Source organism: Lactiplantibacillus dongliensis (assembly GCF_005405105.1).
GTDB lineage: Bacteria > Bacillota > Bacilli > Lactobacillales > Lactobacillaceae > Lactiplantibacillus > Lactiplantibacillus dongliensis.
The window spans coordinates 1-20026 of sequence record NZ_BJDK01000043.1 but is presented as its reverse complement, the minus strand read 5'-3'; the positions used below and the strand labels follow the sequence as shown (position 1 = coordinate 20026).

14 protein-coding genes are annotated in these 20026 nt (G+C 43.9%); 6 read left to right on the top strand and 8 right to left on the bottom strand.

All coding sequences use genetic code 11. The annotated features are described in order from the left end of the window. Nucleotides 1-107 precede the first annotated feature (107 nt). The 8 genes from FFM80_RS12975 to FFM80_RS12940 all read right to left on the bottom strand — a co-directional run bounded on the left by FFM80_RS12975 (nucleotide 108) and on the right by FFM80_RS12940 (nucleotide 13407). Nucleotides 108-3347: a LamG-like jellyroll fold domain-containing protein gene (locus FFM80_RS12975; RefSeq protein ID WP_137641189.1), complete on the bottom strand. Its 3240-nt coding sequence runs from the start codon at nucleotides 3345-3347 to the stop codon at nucleotides 108-110. 339 nt (nucleotides 3348-3686) lie between these two features. Continuing rightward, on the bottom strand, nucleotides 3687-6923 hold the full coding sequence (locus FFM80_RS12970; protein ID WP_137641188.1) for a LamG-like jellyroll fold domain-containing protein: 3237 nt from the start codon (nucleotides 6921-6923) through the stop codon (nucleotides 3687-3689). A gap of 339 nt (nucleotides 6924-7262) precedes the next feature. Then, nucleotides 7263-9032: an ABC transporter ATP-binding protein gene (locus FFM80_RS12965; protein ID WP_137641187.1), complete on the bottom strand. Its 1770-nt coding sequence runs from the start codon at nucleotides 9030-9032 to the stop codon at nucleotides 7263-7265. A 27-nt stretch (nucleotides 9033-9059) separates the two neighbouring features. Continuing rightward, entirely contained in the window at nucleotides 9060-9599 is a 540-nt protein-coding gene (locus FFM80_RS12960) for a MarR family winged helix-turn-helix transcriptional regulator (RefSeq protein WP_137641186.1), read from the bottom strand. 140 nt (nucleotides 9600-9739) lie between these two features. Beyond that, nucleotides 9740-10681: a LacI family DNA-binding transcriptional regulator gene (locus FFM80_RS12955; protein ID WP_137641185.1), complete on the bottom strand. Its 942-nt coding sequence runs from the start codon at nucleotides 10679-10681 to the stop codon at nucleotides 9740-9742. Between the two features lie 310 nt (nucleotides 10682-10991). Next, nucleotides 10992-12167, bottom strand: a complete 1176-nt coding sequence (locus FFM80_RS12950; RefSeq protein ID WP_137641184.1) for a pyridoxal phosphate-dependent aminotransferase — start codon at nucleotides 12165-12167, stop codon at nucleotides 10992-10994. 145 nt (nucleotides 12168-12312) lie between these two features. Then, entirely contained in the window at nucleotides 12313-12969 is a 657-nt protein-coding gene (locus tag FFM80_RS12945; protein WP_137641183.1) for a nitroreductase family protein, read from the bottom strand. 81 nt (nucleotides 12970-13050) lie between these two features. Continuing rightward, nucleotides 13051-13407 (bottom strand): VOC family protein, encoded by a 357-nt coding sequence (locus FFM80_RS12940; RefSeq protein ID WP_137641182.1) that lies wholly within the window; start codon nucleotides 13405-13407, stop codon nucleotides 13051-13053. A gap of 935 nt (nucleotides 13408-14342) precedes the next feature. Here FFM80_RS12940 and FFM80_RS12935 point away from each other — a divergent pair. The 6 genes from FFM80_RS12935 to FFM80_RS12910 are packed head-to-tail and all read left to right on the top strand — an operon-like array spanning nucleotide 14343 to nucleotide 19512. Next, entirely contained in the window at nucleotides 14343-15536 is a 1194-nt protein-coding gene (locus FFM80_RS12935; RefSeq protein ID WP_137641181.1) for an ABC transporter substrate-binding protein, read from the top strand. A gap of 22 nt (nucleotides 15537-15558) precedes the next feature. After that, nucleotides 15559-16437 (top strand): branched-chain amino acid ABC transporter permease, encoded by an 879-nt coding sequence (locus tag FFM80_RS12930; RefSeq protein ID WP_137641180.1) that lies wholly within the window; start codon nucleotides 15559-15561, stop codon nucleotides 16435-16437. A gap of 10 nt (nucleotides 16438-16447) precedes the next feature. Further along, nucleotides 16448-17401, top strand: a complete 954-nt coding sequence (locus FFM80_RS12925; protein WP_137641179.1) for a branched-chain amino acid ABC transporter permease — start codon at nucleotides 16448-16450, stop codon at nucleotides 17399-17401. Continuing rightward, a complete protein-coding gene (locus FFM80_RS12920; protein ID WP_137641178.1) occupies nucleotides 17394-18182 on the top strand; it encodes an ABC transporter ATP-binding protein in 789 nt (262 codons plus the stop codon). Before FFM80_RS12925 ends, FFM80_RS12920 begins: the two co-directional genes overlap by 8 nt. Next, a complete protein-coding gene (locus tag FFM80_RS12915; RefSeq protein ID WP_137641177.1) occupies nucleotides 18176-18880 on the top strand; it encodes an ABC transporter ATP-binding protein in 705 nt (234 codons plus the stop codon). The genes FFM80_RS12920 and FFM80_RS12915 overlap by 7 nt, the downstream gene beginning before the upstream one ends. A gap of 5 nt (nucleotides 18881-18885) precedes the next feature. After that, on the top strand, nucleotides 18886-19512 hold the full coding sequence (locus FFM80_RS12910) for a CBS domain-containing protein (protein ID WP_137641176.1): 627 nt from the start codon (nucleotides 18886-18888) through the stop codon (nucleotides 19510-19512). Nucleotides 19513-20026: the final 514 nt, after the last annotated feature.

Below are 20026 nucleotides of genomic sequence, written 5' to 3'. Positions count from 1 at the left end.
CTTATGTAAATAAATTACTATTTGCACCATCACCCCTATGATTGCATACTAAAAGGAGTCGACTAATTTTGTCGACTCCCTCAATTACAAATTAAAACTGTTATTTCTTACTTTGCAAAATAAGCGTGGATCATGTGTTTATCAACAGTAATATACTTACCGTTCTTCAATTGTAGCCGTAACTTGCCTTTGCTCTTCACAAGTTTCTTTATCTTAAGCATCGTCCCACGTTTGTAGGTGGTGTGCTTACCCTTAAGTGTCTTATGACTGTAAGCTGACAGACCTTTGGCATTGATTACTTTTACTTTAATTGGCTTCTTGGTGTAATCTGCTGACGTGACATACTTACGGCTTGTAGTGATGTAACCCGTCTTACCATAAGTCTTAGAACCCTTGTTGATGTCCTTAACTTGGTAACGATTACCCTTCTTCGTCACAATCTTGAACTGAGCCCACTTGTTTTGCGACTTAGCTGCGAAGAACTTGTAACGGTTCTTCTTGGTAAATTTGGCTTTCTTGTAGAAACCAACCTTTTTTTGAGCGTAAACAATCTTGCCCTTAAGCTTGTTCTTTTTAGCGGGTTTCTTTTTATGAGATTCAGACTCAGCTGCCCCAGTACCCGTGTTTGGCTTAGCAGGCTTTGCTGGTTTAATCGTTGCACTATTACCAGGCGTTGTCGGCGCAATTACGGTACCTCCATTACCAGGAATGCTTGGAACTGGCTTGCCTGGTTCCGGTTTTGGAGCTGGCTTACTTGGTCCTGGTTGCTTGGCAGTAGCATCAGTTGTGATATCAGGCAATACTTCTGCCCCCTTATCAGTCCCAATCATTGCTTGCTTAATGGTAACTTTAGCAGCAGATCTAGCCTTACCAGCTTTGAGCGTGACAGTTGCCACATCAGTAGCTGGTTGCTTATCAAAGCTAAGCGTTAATTTCAAAATGCCATTTTCAACATCTTGACGTAAGACTTTAGCGCCTACCGGAACAGTCACTTTATCAATTACTTGACCCGCCAAATCAATTCGTGTCTCGATCGTTCGAATCTGACGGTTACCACTAGATTTAAACTGTAAATCAAACTTATTTTGACTATTTTTTAAATTAATTGATTCAACTTGACGATGCTTTTTAACCAATTCAGTTTGGTCAAGGAAAGCTGAGGAGTCAAATACTTTTCCGACCATTGAAGCTGGCTGTTTGATTTGAAGAGCATTCAAAATCAGAGAGCTAATATCAGTATTACTACCACCCTTAAGTCGTCTCCCGGCATCAACCGTTTCACCGCCCAAAGCTAAAAAGATATTATAATTAGATGGGTCTTTTGTGTAAGGCCCGCCATGACGTCGTAAAGCCCCACCATGATCCGCATTAGCAATGACTAACGTATCATGAATATGTCCAGTAGCCTCCAACTTGTCCATCAGGGTCTTAAACAATGAGTCATAACGTGCATAGTGGTCCCAATAGTTGTCATTATACCAACCACGAGCATGTCCCTCTATATCCATCTGATCACTCTGCATGTAAACAAGCGATGTATCCTTAAATTGATCACTACCTACATAATCTGCAACATCATCAAATGACTTAAACGCTCCTGGATTTTCCTTTTCAATTGCAGCATCTGGTTCCATAATACCGTTTAAGAATGGTGCCCATTCAGAAAAAGCAGCTAAGTTTCGCGTTGGTGCTTCCTTTTGAAGAACTTTAAATACCGAAGGATACTTAGCCTGTGCTTTACCAAAGTCATCGAAGTAATACTGTTTAGCACTTGTGTTCGTCATTTTATAGCTTTCATCCATAGTTCCCCAAGGAATTCCATGAATCATTGATGAATAATTTTGTGCAGAAATAGTTGGTTGAACAGCTTGAGCCGTGGTACTCATCGCAAACTGCTTATTAAATAAATCAATCGTATACTTATTTTTCCGCTTGGCTAAAATTTCTGGGCTAGTTTCCCAAGTTGGTACTGTATTTTCATCTTTTGCATAGTACATTCCCTTTGGATCCCATGGGTTACCGCCACCATCCGTCGTCAGCACAATCACATGTTTATACGGATGAATCTCAGATTTTTTAGCAATTGCGGCTTTCTTATCAGCTGAGGCCAACGAAATATCGCCAACACCGATAAGTCCATCACGATTTAAATCAGCCGTGTCTTTGGCTCTGATAGTTACATTCTGTTCTTGCTTGATATCAAAATCACTTTTAACTGGTTGATTTGCAAAAGTAGCTGACGCATTAGTTATAGCTATCTTTGCCTTAGTATCTTGACCGTCAACTGCTTTTGCCCTTAACTTAATTCGCGCTAGTCGTGTTGCCCGATAATCACGCATTTCTTTAGTTGAAAATCTTGCTTTAGATGTAACCTGCAATGTTGTCTTGCCTTTATCCTGAGCATTACTCATTTTTTGAACAGTTGTCGCATTACCGCCTAATGTCTGATCAGCAGCCACAAAATCAAACTTGTTAGCATCAAAAGTGACATCATATTGAATTTGTTCAATATCGCCGGCTTTATCCTGATGCGTGTGTAGATTCAAGTTATAGATATGACCATCAACGGCATCCGTCGCCCCAACTAATTGAGTTGTGAATTTCTGTAACGTCAACTGCATACCCTTGTGTGCTGAGATACTGAGGCTTTGCGCTTGTTCACTGGTGATAGCACTATCATAGAGACGGGCTGCTTTAATTCTACCAACCATTCCCTTCTCCATGCTCTCATTCTTGGCACTATTTCCCCCAACAATAAAACGATCGTTAGTGCCATCATCACTAAACTTCAATTGACCGTCATTCTTCTGCTCATCAACTAGTTGACCATTAACATATAAACTAGTTGTTTTTTTATTGGCATCTACCACGCCAACGATATGCATCCACTTTCTACCACTCATGATGCCTTTAGTAACAATATTTTGAGTACCGTCATGGGCAGTAAAAACAATATTAGCGCCATTAAGGCTTAGCCCTAAGCCACCAGCCTCTGTAAGATTAGAGAAAATGGCGTGTTCACCAACAGCTGGGCCTTCATATTTGAACATTGCTTCAATTGAAATCTGCTTTTTGAATTTATCTCGGGTTGACTTATCAAAGTTGAAACTATATCCAGAGTTTCCATTCAATACTGCTTCTTTTCCATCAAAAACCGTTGACTCAACAATGTTAGGACTACCTACTGTTGTTAACCCTTTAGAACCATTATTGAAATCAAAATCAAAGTTTGCCATAGTTTTAGGTATTTCAGTTACAGCTGTCCGATTGTGATTACCATTAGCCTTAACCTGAATACCAACATTATGTGTCACTCCAGCCGCAAGTGCAGGTGTGGCTGTCGTCAATATGGTTAACGCCACCGAGCATAGTGCAACTGATGTCAATGCTTTAGAATTCAAAATATTTTCACTCCATTTTCTGATTAGATATATTTACTCAACATTATTTAGTTTACTGAACCAATGTAAAAGCAATGAAATCATTGCGTAAAGGTTGTCTTTACTTTCAGAAAATGATTATATTTTTTGTGTAAAATTTTTAACATTCCATAAGTCTATTGATGGAATGCAAAGTCTTTTACGTCACCACATTAGTAATGCATAATAAAAAAGCCGCCTCTATTCCCTTTTTAAAAGGATCGAGGCGACTTTATTAGACTTTTCAGATGATACCTTTAGTGCTTATTATTTTGCAAAGTACGCATGGATCATGTGCTTATCAACGGTAATATATTTACCATTCTTTAATTGTAACCGTAACTTGCCTTTGCTCTTCACAAGTTTCTTAATCTTAAGCATCGTCCCACGTTTGTAGGTCGTATGCTTGCCTTTAAGTGTCTTGCTATTGTAAGCTGACAAGCCCTTAGCATTGATTACCTTAACCTTGATTGGTTTCTTAGTATAATCAGCAGATGTTACATACTTGCTACTTGAGGTGATATAACCAGTCTTACCATACGTCTTAGAACCTTTGTTGATGTCCTTAACTTGGTAACGATTACCCTTCTTCGTCACAATCTTGAACTGAGCCCACTTATTTTGTGGCTTAGCTGCAAAGAACTTGTAGCGGTTCTTCTTAGTGAATTTGGCTTTCTTGTAGAAGCCAACCTTCTTTTGAGCATAAACAATCTTGCCCTTAAGTTTGTTCTTTTTAGCTGGTTTTTCTTTATGTGATTCAGATGTAGTTCCGTTTGTATCCGGATTTGGTTTAGCAGGATTCGTTGGTTTAGTCGTTGTACTACTATTATTGCCAGAAGTTGATGGTGCAGTGACAGTACCACCACTTAAGTCAGCAACCTTATCAACTTGCTTAGTACTCAAATCAGATAAAACTTCATTTCCTTTATCAGTACCTAGCATAGCTTCTTTAATGGCAACTTGAGCGGCTGCTTTAGTTGTTGCAGGCTTCATTGTCACAACTGCCATCGTGTCACCAGGTTGCTTATTAAAGCTTAACGTTAGCTTTAAGATACCATTTTGAGCGTCTTGACGAATAACTTTAGCACCGGCTGGCACATTAATCTTATCGATGGTACGACCACCAAGATCAATACGCGCGTCAACAGTTCGGATTTGACGATTTTCGTGTGCTTTGAACTTCAAAGCAAATTTATTTTGATCTTTTTCTAAATTAATTGATTCAACTTGACGATTCTTCTTACCCAATTCTGTCTGAGCTAAGAAAGCTGATGAATCAAAAACTTTTGCCGTCATTGACTTAGGCTGTTCAACTTGTAATGCCTTTAAAATCAACGCCGAAACGTCAGCGTTACTCCCACCTGAAAGACGACGACCAGCATCAATCGTTTCCCCGCCTAAAGCAAGATACGTATTGTAGTTTGACGGATCTTTAGTTCCTGAACCACCATGACCGTGATCACTACCACCATGATCTGAGTTAGCAATAACTAACGTATCATGAATATGGCCTGTTGCTTCCAACTTATCCATAACTTCCTTGAATAACGCATCGTACTTAGAATACGTTGCCCAATAATCATCATTATACCAACCATGACCATGGCCTTGACCATCCATTTGGTCACTTTGCATATAAACTAATGACGTATCATTAAACTTGTCACTTCCAATATAGTTTGCGACATCATCAAATGATTTCCAAGAATTTGACCGTTGTTTTTCAACTGCGGCATCTGGTTCAGTGATACCACTAATGATTTGATGCCATTCAGCGAATGCAGCAAGTCCTTGAGTTGGATTATTCTTTTGTAAAACTTTAAATACTGATGGATACTTCGGATCTTTCTTCCCAAAATCAGCAAAGTATTTCTGACCAGCTGTACTATTAGTCATCTGATATTCTTTATCCATTTGACCCCATGGTAATCCATGTAGCATGGACGAATAGTTTTGTGCCGAAATTGTTGGCTGTACCGCTTGAGCAGTTGTGCTCATTGCAAATTGTTTATTAAACAAGTTCATAGCATAGCTATTCTTACGTTTAGCTAACAGTGTCGGGCTGCTCGTCCATTGCGGGAGTTTACTATTATCATTTGTATAGTACATCCCGGTTGGGTCCCATGGGTTACCACCACCATCAGTCGTCAACACAATAACATGCTTATATGGTCGAATTTCAGCAGCTTTAGCAACTTCAGCTTTACGAGCTTCCGGTGCTAAGGCAACGTCACCAGCACCAACAATGCCGTCACCGTTATAGTCATTAATATTTTTTGCATGAATAGTGATATTCTGTTGACCAACAATATCCATCTTTAGACCAGAAACAGCTTTACCACCCATATTAGCTTTAGCATTCCCAACAGATACTTTTGTCGTCACGTTTTGCTTACCAACTGTCTTAGCCTTCAACTGAATACGGGCTAATCGAGTCTGTCCGTATTCTCTAAAATCTGCTTTAGATAACCCAGCAGTAGACGACACATGTAAGGTATGATCATTTATCTTGGTAACAGTAGTATGATCAGCTCCACCAAGCAAGAAATCTGAATTTACATATTCAAAGCGTTCAGGGTCAAAGGTAACATCATATTCTAGCTTATCAATATCACCTTCATCGACTTCATTGGTATGGACATTTAAGTTGTAGGTATGCCCGGCTACTACATCAGAAGGACCTACTAATTCCGTTTTTAATTCTTGTGCAGTTGGTACGCTTTCGTGAATATCTTTCGTTGCAGTATCACTTAACTTTTGAATTTCAGTATCAGTTAGTGCCTTATCATATACACGTGCAGTTTTTACCTTACCTTGCATACCGAATTGTAAAGTATCATTTGAACCACTATCGCCGCCAATAACAAAGTTTTGGGCACTAGAACTAGCAAACTTAATATTACCGCTATTATCAAGTTGACTGACCATTTTACCATTGACATATAGTTTGGTCTTTTTAGCTACCGTATCAATAACACCAACCGCATGTACCCATTTACCAATCTTTACATCGGATTTCGGTTGCTTGTAACCACTGCCATCATGTGCAAAAAAGTTTAATTTCCCATCGACCATTCCTAACCCTATACCACCACTTTGCTGATTAGAAAAGATATCATGTTCGCCACTTGTGCTACCCTCATACTTGAAAAAGGCTTCAATTGCCATACCGTTCTTCATAGCATCATAATTTTTTTGTGTCATTGGCAATAGGTAAGCATTTGTTCCATCAAATGCTGCAACCTTGCCATTCATATTTTTATCAGTAGTAATTTCAGGCGTTCCTACTGTTTTAATCTTACTAATAGTTCCAGTAAGATCAGTCGGTGTTCCCTTTGAAAAGTCCATATTCACGTCAGACTTAGGCAGATTTGCCACGGCTTCAGCCCGACTAACTCGTGGTTGATTAGCATTAGTAACTGCTGCAGCTGCTGGAGCTGCCGTTGTAATTAAAGTTAAAGTCGCTGAACACAGCGCAATCGTCGTCAATACTCGAGGATTCAAATTATCTTCACTCCATTTTTTATTGTCATAAGCGTCTTCTCAACAATAATTAGTTTACTGAACTAATGTAAATAACCTGAAAGTACTGGGTAAAGGTTCTGTTTATTTTCAGAAAATAAATATATTATTTATGTAAATATTGCGTTTTTGCATGACTTTATTAACGGAAATAAAATTCTTTTACGTCAAAAGATCCTCCCGCCCATACAAAAAATGCCTTACACCAAGAACTGGCTTAAGACATTTTTCATAACTAACTACGATTTCTCATCATGAATTATTTTCAATCAATAACACCTGACAATTAATCCGCAAGAAACTTCCTACTATAAAAAGCAACTAAGCTTTAAACTGAATCTTCACGTAATCCCGATACAACGGCAAGCTCTCCATCAACTCTTGATGCGTCCCATGACCACTAACATGGCCTTGTTCGATAAAGTAAATCTGGTCGGCATCAATAATCGTACTCAAGCGATGCGCAATCACTAACGTTGTCCGGCCCTTCATCAACTCACCTAAAGCTTTTTGAACCATGGCTTCCGATTCAGAATCCAAGCTTGCAGTCGCTTCATCCAACATCAGAATTTTCGGATCACGCAAGAAAGCTCGGGCAATGGCTAAGCGTTGGCGTTGACCGCCACTGACCTTAACCCCACGTTCACCCACTTGTGTGTCCAGGCCAGCTGACATCTCATGAACAAAGCCATCCGCCGACGCCAACTTTAAGGCCTGCCACAACTCATCATCGGTGAACTCCCGGGCAAAGCCATACGTTAAGTTATGTCGAATCGTGCCGGCCATAATGGCGGAGTCTTGACTCACATAACCAATCTGAGAACGCCAATCGCTTAAATTTAAATCAGCCGCATTCTCATCACCAATCATGACTTGACCCGCGGTTGGTTGATAATAGCGTTCTAGTAAACCGAAAATCGTTGATTTACCTCCACCAGATGGCCCGGCAAAGGCGACGACCGTATTTGGTTTGGCTTCAAAGTTTACATCACGCAATACAGGTTGGTCATCATCGTCATACGAAAAATCTACATGTTGCATCGCTAGCGTTCGATCTGTCACTGACTTGGCGACACCGGTCTCCAACGCTTCTTCAGGTTCTTTCAACAAGTCCCGTACACGTTCTGTCGACCCATTCGCTTTCGACAATTTATTAAAGAACTGAGCTAGTGTTCCAGCTGGTCCAATAATTTGGAAAAGGTACATTAAGAATGACACTAATGTCCCCATCGTCATCGTCCCAGCCGCCACTCGAGCCGCTGCGTAGACTAACACGCCGACAAACAATGCCATCATGCCAGCCGTCATAACTGGGCCAGCCACTGAATCATAAATGGCTTCTTTCAAGCCAATCTGATACAAATCCTTGATCTGAGCAAAGCCGGTTTTCGTTTCATACGCTTCAGCATTAGACGACTTGACCAAGCGGATCTCACTGAGCGTTTCATCCGTAGCCCCACTAAAAGTCGCTAAGGCATCTTGGCGTTGCCGACCGACGCGACTCGATAAATTCATAATCGGCATCATGATCAATAGCAGTAACGGCACCGCTACAAACATGATGGCCGTCATCTTCCAATCCATCAATGACATAATCACTAAGGCCCCGAAGAGTTGTAATAGCGAGGTAACCATCTGTGGAAATGCGTTAGCCAATAAATCTTTAATTTGCGTGGTATCGTTGACCAAACGCGAGGTCATCTCACCCGTCTTCACATCATCAAAATAACTGACGCGGAGTCGCACCAACTTTTGCCATAACGTTGAACGCAAGTTAGCGACCACATTCTCACCGAAAATCCCCAGTAACGTGCCCGAAAACGCACTAATTACCGCGCTCACCACGAATAAGCCGATTACGCCTAATAAGAGCGACCGATTAATGCCGTGACTAAACCCATTAATCAACGTTTGGGCGAACTTCGGTACAATTAATTGGGCTCCCGTTGCCAACATGCCGAGCAACAACCCGACCCATAACTGCCAATAGCGCGGTTTCGTCTGCCGAATTAACTGCAAGAATCCACGAAAATCAAACTTACCACTTGCTTTTGCGTCCGCCGTATGTGGCGCCGCCATTCGATGATCCATCTCAATGCCTCATTCTCTCTTAAAAGTTTAGAACCAGCGCCGACCCCAGCCCGGTTGATGGGGAAAGTCCATCCCATGACCGTGACCACGCGGCATAAAGTCCCGTAAATCTAAATCCGTCATACTAGTACTTAACTTAGCTAACAGCTTTTCCAAGGTCGTCTTTTCATCGTCACTCAACCCGCTGAATAACTTTGTCGTTAGGTCATCAACCCGATCAGCGTGTTGCTCAAACATTTCCCGACCAGCGGCACTCAATCGTACGATGACGACCCGTTTGTCCGTCTCACTAGGGAGCCGTTCGACCAAGCCGGCATCAACTAAGCGACTAATGGTGGCGCTGACGGAACTGGGACGGATGTCCAGTAGCTCCGCGATTTCGGCGTTCGTTAGGCCAGCTGGGGATTGTGATAACAATTGTAAGAGTCGCATCTGACCGCGACCGCCCCCCATCATGCCGCCGTGCCGGTCGCCGAGATCGCGTTGATGCATGACGGCCATCATAAAAGCCCGATTCTGCATTAACTTTCCAAAACTATCAAATAACTCATGATTAAGATCTGCCATTTTTAAATATCCTCCTGTAGTTTGATTGACTATTATATTAGTCTATTAGTTCGATTGATGCAACAAAAACTAACTAATTTGCTAACCATTTGTAATAAAAAAGCAGTAATCCCTTGATACCATTGAGATTACTGCCCTAATTATTGTTCGGTAATTAGCCTTGAATCAATCGCAATCGTCTTTTTTTCACCACTAATCGCTAATTGGAGTGCGTGTTCACCCACTTTTTTAAAATAATGGTCAATCGTTGGTAAATGGGCTAATTCCCCCGACAATTGATGTTCCTGCCCAATTAAAAATGGTACCGGCTCACCAGCTGCTTGGTAGCCGCGACTAACACCAATCGCAATATCATCACTGTTCGCTAAGATGGCATCAAAATGCTGACCACGCTGCAAATACGTTTTAGCCGCGCGCTCGCCATCCGCTAAAGTAATCACATCCGTCACACAAATCTCCGGGGACGGTCGCTGACCAAAGACCATCTGATAAGCATCGGCCGTTGCTTGACTCGTCGCACTGACCGCAATCGGCCGACTCATTAAGAGGCCAATCCGCTGATAACCGTGCGTTTTCAAGTAAACTAAAGCGTCGCGATAAGTCGTGCGCCGGTGGGCATACGCCGCTGGGAGCCCACTATTGCGGGGATGTTCACAAATAACGATTGACCCATATTGTTGGTAATACGCTAACTGGCTTAGTGGCAGCCCGTGCGACGTGAAGATCAAGGCATCATAAGCTTTGCGCCGTAACCCTTCTAAGTAGTTCAACTCCAAGTCAGCATCGTAGCGTGACGATAACAAGACCACATGGTATTTGGCCGCAAACGCTGCGGTCGTAATGCCGTGAATAAGTTGCGTAAAGTACGGGTGGTCCTCGTGAGGCAACACCACACCCACATTAAATGTCTTGCCACGACTTAAATCACGTGCCACATCGTTAGGTGCATAATCTAACTCATCAACGACTTTTTGAATCGCCGACCGCGTTGCCGCCGACACATAATTCTGCTGATTAATGACGCGCGAGACCGTCGATACTGAGTAACCCGCAATTCTCGCCACATCCCGAATATTCGTCATCGTGATTCCCCCTTCAAAACAACTTGACTTAACTTGAGTATACCAGCTAGTCCACGATTATCGAACATGTTCGATAACTTAAGTCTACGGTCTCGAACGCGTTCGAGGTCAAGGAAAAATAATCAAGGTTCATAAATACCCTGCATTTGTAAAATGCCTAGGGTACAAAAAAGAGTGCCAGCACCTTAGACTGACACTCCACCTAAGTTGTTGCGGTAAAGGTTGGGCTATCGCCAACATTATGAAAACGAATTAATCGGTTTTCAGTAAACAAAAAGTCCGACCATCACAGCCGAACTCATCAAACCCACTAGTTATCAAATAAATGCAGCTTTGCAATCCGTTCACAAGCTTCACTAAAACGCGGTTCATCGATCAGCAGACCCACTCGAACATAGCCTTCGCCGCCTTCACCAAAGCCATTTCCTGGCGCTACCGCAACGGCCGCTTTGTCTAGTAGTAAGTCCGCAAAGCTTTCGCTGGTATACCCAGCTGGAACGGGCATCCAAGCATAAAATGAGCCGCCTGATTGATACGGTTCCCAACCGATTTTACGTGCGGCTGACCAGAATTGGTTACGGCGTTTTTCGTATAAAGCAACTAACGCCTGCACCGAACTTTGATCACTATTCAAGGCTGCAATCGCCGCATCTTGAATCGCAGGGAAGACACTCACGAATAAGTGATCTTGAATCAAATTCAACGCTTCAATCATATCGGCATTACCGGCCGCAAAGCCGACCCGCCAACCAGCCATATTAAAGGATTTCGACAAGGTATACATCTCAATCCCGACATCTTTGGCCCCCGGCGTTTGTAAGAAACTAACCGGCCGTTTGCCATCAAAACCAATCGCGCCATACGCAAAGTCATGGACAATCCCAATTTGCTTTTCGTTCGCAAAATCAATCGTTTTTTGGAAGAATTCTGGCGTGGCAACTGCCCCAGTCGGGTTATTCGGATAGTTAAGATACAATAACTTAGCTGCCTTGGCCACCTGCGGATCAAGGTCGGCATAATCCGGTAAGAAGTCATTCTTCGCCTTTAACCGCAACAACTCCAGCTTAACTTGCGCTAGCGTAATCCCCGATAAATAATCTGGATAACCAGGATCCGGCAAGATCATGGTATCGCCAGGATTCAACAACGCAAAGGGTAACTCTACCAACCCGATCTTACTGCCGCCTAAAACGGCAATTTCGGTCTCAGGGTCTAGCTTCACACCATATTCTCGTTCATAGAAATCAGCGGCGGCTTGTTTAAACCGTGGCAATCCCCGAAACAACGAGTATTTATGGTCAGCGGGATCGGCGGTCGCTTGTTGCATCGCCTTCACGACAAAATCCGGTGTCGGTTGATCTGGATTACCTTGGCCTAAGTTAATGACATCAGCCCCAGTCGCAATCTTTGCGTTGACCTTTTTTACTAAATTAGCAAAAAATTGCTTTGGTAACTGTTGTAAAACTTTCGATTCTTCAAATTTCACAGAATAGATCCTCCTCTTGCGCAACGAGTACCCACGCACACGACTTTTCTCATAAGTCCAATTATGAGTTTTCGATTAGAGAATGTCAATGAAACTTAATAAAAAGACGCCAACGCAAGTCAACGTTGACGCCATCATGATTAACTTAAATAAATTCGGTTAAACTCGTCGCATCATAGCGATTAGAGTCAATCGGGGTCTCTTCGGCTTTACCAATGGCAACCGCCATCACTGGCACGAAGCGTTGCGGATCTAACCCAAAGGTCGTAGCCACTTTGTCGGCAGCATAACCAGCAATTGGGTTGGCTTCATAGCCATGTGCCCGCGCAACCAATAAGAGTTGCATTGCAGCCATACTACTATCAATCGTGGCATCGCCGATTAAGAATTCACGGGTAGCGCTTTCATACATCGGCAGGAAAGTCTTGAAAATCTCATCCCGCTTTTCAGGAGTAATCTTGCCTTCATCACAAGCTTTGTTCCAAACATCACGATAAACTTTATGGGATTGTGTGTCACCGAGGACAAAGACCATCGCTGAACACGAATCGATTTGTGGATAGTTGAATGGCATTAAGACTGACTTCGCCTTAGCTTTACCAGCATCACTATTCGCCACCACAAAATGCCATGATTGTAAGTTGCAAGCTGATGGTGCGCTGGTGGCTTCACTAATCATCGCTTGTAGTTCTTCAGCTGAGATCTTAACGTTGGCATCAAATTTCCGGACTGACTTCCGGCCAAACATAATGTCCTTAAAATCGTTATTCACTAATGCTTTATCTAAAGTTGCTTCACTCATAAAAAATACGCCCCTTTATATTGTAATCGTTTACAATACAATTATAACGCACTTTGACTAACTTGTATTTAGGGGACAAAATTATTTTGCTTCCGCCACAACAAAGTAATGGCCCTCGGGATCGGCAAAGTTAAACGTTAAGGTGCCATTGTTATCAACAATCTCGCCGGCCGTTGTCAGCCGTTCATGTAGCGCCTTAAAATCCGAGCTAAAAAACATTAACGATGGGGTGTTACCTAAGACTTCCGGTGAGTATTCCGCAATAAATGACTTCGGAAAAAATGATAATTCCACTTCTGGTGAAATAGTTAAAACGATATTTTGCCTTTCGTTGGGTAATGGACTAATTTCATTAATTTTAGCATTAAAATTATCCTGCCAAAATTTAACTTGGGTGACAACGTTGTCGACATACAACATAATCCGGGTTTTCTGCATTGGTTTCACCTGCCATAATTTAATTGAGTATGCTTGGTGCTAGTTGGTTTAAATTGCCACTCTGGTTGGTCCAGAATCGGCTGGAACGTGGTGGCCACGTTTGTGAGCCGAAGAACGGTCTCACAAGCCGGGCTTTGACTAACCCGGAAAAATCACCGGCTAAGTCAAACGACACCACTGAGCCAATTCTGGCCCGCCCGCCGTTAGTTAGTCGATATTTATAAAATATTCAATCAACAAATTTAGCTGAGAGGTTGGTTCCTAAAATGCTCAGCCGTGTCGTTGGCCTTAGTGCGAGTGGTTTGCTCGGACTTAGGCCAAGGTCAGTTTTGAAGACCGAACTTTGGCTTCAAAATGGCCCATGGCGTCCCAGCGTTTTAGGAACCAACCGGCAGGCGACAATTTCAACTAGCACCAAGCGTAATTTTGTTAAGCTTAGCACGCTGACCAAGCCGCAGACAATTCAAAACACCGTCTTTTACTAAAAAAATAATCGCAAATAATGAATTTTCACATCACCCTATGACCTGCCCCTTCCAGCTTCCTAACCAGCTATCAAACTCAAAAGATTAAAAAAGTCCTTGACATCTAATCTGTTTTTAATTATTCTGAGACACATCAACTAAACCAAATCAAATTTTGAAAGCGAGGGACCATCATGATGAAACTAACCACTAACCTAACCAACATTTTGGCACCCCTTGCCGTTCAAAATTTAGCCTTATTATTACTCAAGAAGGACCCGGTCACTTGACCATGAGCTAACAACTCAAAATTCAAGTGCTGAGCCTTTCTTTCCCATTGTGGTAATGAGGCTCAGCACCTATTTTTTAGGCCTCATTCACTACGGTGGATGAGGCCTTTTTGTTAGTCCAAAGGAGGATCGCGCGCACCGTCACAATCGTCACCTCAAAATAAGAAAGTGGGAATTACATATGAAAAAATGGGAACAAACTACTGTCAAACTAACCGCCCTCGCCACCATCGCCATGACGCTAGCTGGTTGCAGCACCGCAAAATCCAGCACCAGTCAAGGTAACAATCCGGGTAAGACTATTAAAATCGGCGTCAACATGGAACTCTCTGGTTCCGCCGCTGGATATGGTAACCAAGAAAAGCAAGGTATCCAACTAGCCGTTAATCAAATTAACAAAACTGGCGGTATTAAAGTCGGCAACACCAAGAAAAAAGTTCAACTCGTGATTCGGGACAACAAGACCGCCAATACCACTGCCGCTTCGGTCGCCGCGCAGCTTGTCAATAACGACAAAGTGGTGGCCGTCGTGGGTCCCGCCGCCACCAATGCCGGGACTGCCTCAATTCCTAACATGACCAAAGCGGCCGTCCCATCGGTCAGCCCATCGGCGACCGATCCCGGCTATACCTTGCAAAAGAGCGGCACCGTCCAACCTGACATTTTCCGTGCTTGTTATCAAAACAACTTCCAAGGCTCATCGGCAGCCAAGTTCGTAACTAAGACACTCAAAGCCAAACGAGTTGCCATCTTGACCGACAATTCCAGTGATTACGGTACCGGCTTGGCGAAAGCTTTCAAGCAAGCTTATACCGGTACCGTTGCCAGCAGTCAGACGTTCCAAGAAGGCGACAAAGATTTCAACGCAATCTTGACGGCATTGAAGCATAAAAAAATCGCTGCCATTTACGCACCTGGTTACTATTCCGAACTGGGCTTGATTATTAAGCAAGCCCGCCAAGCTGGCATTAATGTGCCAATCATCGGCAGTGATGGGATGGCTGATGCCAAGTTAACTAAGATTGCTGGTAGTCACAATGCAACTAACGTTTATTACACGACCCCATTTTCCACGAAGGCCGGGGCGACGAATACCACGGCAGCCAACTTCTTGAAAGCTTTCAAAGCCAAGTATCACACCACCGCACCAACCTTCTCCGCGTTGGCCTACGATTCGGTCTACATGATCAAAGCGGCGATTGAAAACGAAAAATCTGCCAACTCGGTTAAAATCGCTACCGGTCTTGCCAAGCTGAAAAACTTCCAAGGGGTGACCGGGACCATCACGATGAACCAAAAGCATAACCCCGAAAAGTCGATCGTAGTTGAAAAGTTGACTCAAGGAATTGTTAAACAAACTTACAACGTGCAATAGCCGTTAGAAAGGTGACCCTCATATGCAGACAATCGGACAACAATTAATTAATGGCCTTTCATTAGGCAGTATCTACGCCTTATTAGCACTCGGCTATACGATGGTTTATGGCATTATCAAGCTGATCAATTTCGCGCATGGCGACATTTACATGCTCGGCGCCTTTTGGGGCTATTACGTGATCAATGTATTGCATGTCAACTTCATTGTCGCCCTGCTCTCAGCCATGGTGTTTTGCGCCTTAGTTGGCGTGGTGATTGAAGCCGTCGCTTACCGCCCCCTACGCCACTCGCCGCGCATCACCGCCTTGATTACCGCCATCGGAGTCTCTTTCCTATTGGAAAATGGAATGTCTTATTTATTCACTGCTAACACCCGGAATTTTCCCCAAGTCATCAAGACGACCACTTGGCACTTTGCTGGGATGCACATCTCTAACATTCAAGTCTTGATTTTAGGGACAGCTTGCTTATTGATGCTGATCTTGGAGCTGATCATTAAGCGAACCAAAATGGGCAAAGCGATGCGGGCCGTTTCCGTTGACCCGACCGCCGCACAACTGGTCGGCATTAACTTAAACCACACAATTTCGTTTACCTTTGCCTTAGGTTCTGCCATGGCGGGGGCCGCGGGGGTCTTAATCGGCCTATACTACAACTCGATTGACCCGCTAATGGGCATGACACCCGGGATCAAAGCCTTTGTGGCCGCGGTCATTGGTGGGATTGGTTCCGTTCCCGGTGCGTCCTTAGGCGGGTTCATCATTGGCCTCTTGGAGACGGGCGTCCAAGCAATCGGCCTCTCCGCTTATAAGGATGCCGTCGTGTATGTCGTCTTAATTGTGATTTTGCTCGTCTTACCAGCTGGGATTTTCGGTAAAAATGTTAAAGAGAAAGTGTAGGTGACCCGTCATGAAAGCAACGCTAAAAGCTAATGCCGTCTGGTTAGGGGTGATGATCTTAGGCTTTGTCGCCATCGATACCGCTGAATTAGTCGGGGTAGTCAATCCCTTTATTGAAAATATGTTGGTCACCATCGGAATTAATGTCATCTTAGCAACTGGCTTAAATCTGATTATCGGCTTTTCCGGTCAGTTCTCATTGGGTCACGCGGGTTTTATGGCGGTTGGCGCCTATGCAACGGGCATTATCACCCAAAGTATCGCCACGCCACTGGGCTTTTATCTCTCGATGATGGTTGGTATCGTCGTTGCCATTATCGCCGCGCTAATCGTTGGTATGCCTACCCTACGATTACGCGGCGACTACCTAGCTATTGCCACCATGGGCGCCGCCGAAATCATTCGGATTTTGATCAACAATTTAAAAATCACCAACGGCGCCGCGGGCCTATTCAATATTCCAGCCTTGGCTTCTTGGACAACCGTTTACACCCTAATGTGTGTCACCACGATTGTGACCGTCAACTTCATTCACAGTCGTGGCGGGCGCGCGGTGATGGCCATCCGCGAAGATGAGATTGCTGCCGAAGCGATGGGAATCAATACTACCCGTTGGAAGCTAGCTGCTTTCGTCTTTGGCGCCGCCACCGCCGCAATTGGTGGCTCCTTGCACGCTGCTTATATCCAAACGATTGCGCCCAATGACTTCAATATTATGGCCTCCATCGCCATTTTGATTATCGTCGTCCTAGGCGGGGTTGGCAGTATTACCGGTACATTTGTCGCCGCCATCGTCTTGGGAGTGCTCGATACAATCTTGCAAAACTTCGGGACGTTACGAATGATTATTTATTCACTCGCCCTAATTCTGATCATGATCTTCAAACCCACTGGCCTTCTAGGCAACTGGGAACTTTCATTCAAACGGCTCAATCATCACAAGGAGGCATCGGCCCATGAGTAATCGCTTATTAGATGCGCAACATCTTGTTAAAAACTTTGGCGGCTTAACGGCGGTGGCCGACGTGTCCGTTCACTTTGACCAAAATGAGTTGGTGGGCCTGATTGGGCCAAACGGTGCGGGTAAGACCACGTTGTTCAACTTGTTAACGGGCGTAACCCCGATCAGTTCTGGGGCCATTACCCTAGCAACCGACCAAGGCGTCCAAACACTTAATGGCCAACGTCCCGCCCAAATTGCCCAAGCTGGATTATCCCGAACGTTTCAAAACATTCGGCTGTTTAAAGACCTAACCGTCCTGGATAACGTTCGGATTGCCATGACTAATCATTATCACGAAACCTTTTTCGGCAGCGTCTTTCGTACCCCGGCCTTTTATCGTACCGAAGCCGCCATGACCGTCGCCGCCCAAAAGTTATTAGCCATTTTTGACTTAACTGCCATAGCGGACCAACCGGCCAAAAATTTACCTTATGGGATTCAACGCCGCTTGGAAATCGTCCGGGCCCTAGCGACCAAGCCCAAATTACTCTTTCTAGACGAGCCCGCTGCTGGGATGAATCCCGAGGAGACTGCTGACTTAACTCGCCTCATTCGCCAGATTCAACAGGACTTCCACATTACTGTCGTCTTAATTGAACATGATATGTCACTAGTTATGAATGTGGTTGAACGGCTCTATGTTCTAGAACACGGCGCCTTGCTCGCAACGGGGACGCCCACTGAAATTCAACAAAATCCAGCCGTTATTAAGGCTTACTTAGGAGATGAAGCCTCATGTTAAACGTAACCGATCTAGTCGTCAATTACGGGGCTATTCAAGCCGTTAAACAAGTCAGCTTTGAGATTCATACTGGCGAGATTGTCACCTTGATTGGCGCTAATGGCGCCGGCAAATCAACGATTCTCCAAACGATTTCGGGGATCATGCGGCCTAAAAGCGGCCAAATGACTTATTTGGGACATCCCATTCAAAAAACATCAGCACCGAAAATCGTCCAGGCCGGCATCTCCCAAGTGCCAGAAGGAAGGCATGTTTTTCCGGGCCTATCTGTACAAGAAAACTTACAAATGGGGGCCTTTCTTCGTAAAGATCGGTCAGCCATTAAGCAGGCTTACGCCGATGTTTATCAGTATTTTCCTGTCCTCAAGCAGCGGCGTCATCAAGATGCCGCGACTTTATCCGGTGGAGAACAACAGATGTTGGCGATGGGTCGAGCTCTAATGGCTGCACCTAAGTTAATGCTATTGGACGAACCTTCAATGGGGTTAGCACCAATCTTTATCAACGAAATCTTTGAGATTATTAAGGCAATCAACGCCGCCGGAACGACAGTTTTATTAATTGAACAAAATGCTAAAAAAGCCTTGTCCATCGCAGATCGCGGCTACGTCCTAGCTAGTGGTCACATCAAGCTCAGCGGTACCGGTCAAGACCTGTTAGCCAATCAAGCCGTTCAACAAGCCTATCTAGGAGGGTAAAAAATATGAGTGTTGCAGATTATATGACCAAAAAATTAATTGTCGCCAGTCCCACCACGACCGTTAGTGCCGCCATTGAGTTAATGAAACAGGCCAATATTCATCGGCTGCCGGTTATGGATGGCAACACCTTGGTTGGCTTAGTAACCCAAGGTATTATCGCCCGTAACTTGCCCTCGCAAGCGACTAGCTTATCCGTTTACGAAACCAATTATTTACTCACAAAAACCACCGTTGCCAGTATCATGGCTAAAACGGTGCAGACGATTGCGGCCACAGCCCAATTGGAGGACGCCATTTACCAAATGCGGCGTCACAAGATTGGCGTGCTACCCGTTACGGCCGATGATCAAGTCGTTGGCATTATCACTAATAATGATATTTTAGACGCGTTCCTAAACATCACCGGTTATGGTGAACCCGGCGTAATCAGCCGAGTGGTGATTCATCATGATCAGACCGGCGTGATTTTTAAAATCGGCCAAGTGCTCGCTGCGCACGACTTGAGTATTCAAACACTCATGGTCGTGCGCCGACAAACCGATCGTATTATTGAGTTACATGTGAATAGCGAAACTCGTGACGCGGTCAATCAAGTCTTAACTACGGCTGGTTTTGAGGTTGAAGCTTAGTAAAAAAGTTCAGGATCAATGTTTATAGCATTGATTCTGAACTTTTTTGATCACTTTAAGAATTGTATCCAACTAATACGCTTGGTGCTAGTTGAACTTGCCGCCTGCTGGTTGGCTTCTAAAATGCTGGAACACCATGGGCCATTTTGAAGCCAAAGAACGACCTTCAAAACTGACCTTGGCCTAAGTCCGAGCATTTTAGAAGCCGACCTCTCGGCTAAATAATGGAACTGAAAATAATCAACCGTTAACTTTTTAATTCCTACTAAATTAACGACACCACGTCCCTGCCGATTTTGGACCAGCCAGAGTAACATTTTAATCCAACTAGCACCAAGCGTAACCAATATGTCTTACTAGCCAGCTTTCAAGCTAATTCCAATTAAAAAGCTGATTTTCAACCATTTCTGATAATCCATGAACTTTTGGATTTTGACTAGGGTCTGTTTGAAAACATCTTTTTTAGGTATAATCTTGGTAAAAACGAATTGAGGTCTTACCATGACAGTGCCTA